This is a genomic window from Mycobacterium sp. MUNTM1 (assembly GCF_054660795.1).
Genome location: NZ_BAAGDE010000133.1, coordinates 1 through 1,384 on the forward strand (window position 1 = coordinate 1; position 1,384 = coordinate 1,384).

Annotated in this window: 1 protein-coding gene; it reads right to left on the reverse strand. The window is 63.2% G+C overall.

What is annotated here, in order from left to right; all coding sequences use genetic code 11:
- Positions 1-89: 89 nt before the first annotated feature.
- On the reverse strand, positions 90-1,007 hold the full coding sequence (locus ACYQ8K_RS30050; protein ID WP_459975011.1) for a ParA family protein: 918 nt from the start codon (positions 1,005-1,007) through the stop codon (positions 90-92).
- Between the last annotated feature and the right edge of the window lie 377 nt (positions 1,008-1,384).

Below are 1,384 nucleotides of genomic sequence, written 5' to 3' on the forward strand. Positions count from 1 at the left end.
GGGGCGGTGCTTGACGCTGGTTGCGGCTGGCTTTGCGGCTGCGCAGCGCTGAAATTCCATCAGTACTCATCGTGTCGTCTCCCTCTCTCCTACTGTCGCGCCTTGAGGACCGCGAGGTCGAGAATGCTCTTCGCAACCCCGTGCATTTCCGTGACGAATCCGGCCGCTCGGGCAGGAACTTCGCCTGAGCGCCCCGGAGCGCAGACCGCCATCGTGAGTTTGCGGCGCTTGAGGAAAGTGTGGCTGGACACCACGGGACCAACCGGGATTCCGAAGGTCTCGCTTAGTGTTTCCAGCTGCCTGAGCTCAGCTTCTGGTGCTGCTTCCACGCGGTTGATCACAAACAGCAGCGGGTAACCGCCCTGCAGTTCCTTGGCCATGCTCTCAGTGGCTTTCAGTGCCCGTGTCTCGAGGTTGACTGGCACGACGATCACATGCGCGGCCGCGACGGCGCCCATCGTGGAGCTCACACCACCGGGATGGGTATCGACGACCAATGGTCGCCCCAGCGATTGAGACCACTGCTCCAGTGAGGTTGCCATTCGATCGGCCGGTGGTTGGTTGGTGGCGAAATCGGGGTGAGATGGAATCAAGTCAGCCCGGACACCACCCCCGGACAGAGGCCGCGGGACACGGCCGGCGTCGATCGCGTCCAGCAGTGGCGCCGTGGTGCGGGTTTCGTGGCGATAGCCCCAAGCGCGGGTTGCGCCACCTTCGTCCCAGTCGAGATCAACGAGGACGGCGCCGAAAAGCCAGGCGAGTTCTTTGGCGATCTCCGTCTTGCCTACGCCGCCTTTCCAGGCCGCGACGGTGACGATCAGCCGCGGAAGCAGCTCGAGCAAGGCCGGCGTAGCTGGAATTCCCAGTCGCTGAAGCGCGACCTCCGCTGTGGACAGCCCAGCCGCGCTTGGCTGCGCATACGACCCGTCAGCCCCGCCGTGCACCCCTTCACCCGCAATATCGCGCACGGCGCTGTGCACCGCTACACCTGAAGTGCTGTCACCCACTATTACGCACCTTTCCTGTGGCTGCAATCACCTACGGCACTGTAGCACGTTACCGTAAACGATAGCAGGACGGCTGACACATCCGACACCACGAACCAGCCCGGTGCCCGATAGTGCAAAACGTGCGCGTGACCGCTAGCGCAGGCGATACTGCGCATGATCGCAGGGGTGACAGCGGCGCAGCTAGCGTAGCTGCTAGCACAGGAGTATCCACCGACGACCATGCATCCGATAGCACCGCCCGACACGACAGCTGGTAGCGGGGACGACAGTGGAAGTGATAGCAGGGCAACTGTTGCACTAGATATCACCTCTGCTACCACGGGTCGGGTTGGCGAAATCGGCGCTGTCGTCGCCACCAACGCGTCAAGGCCCGT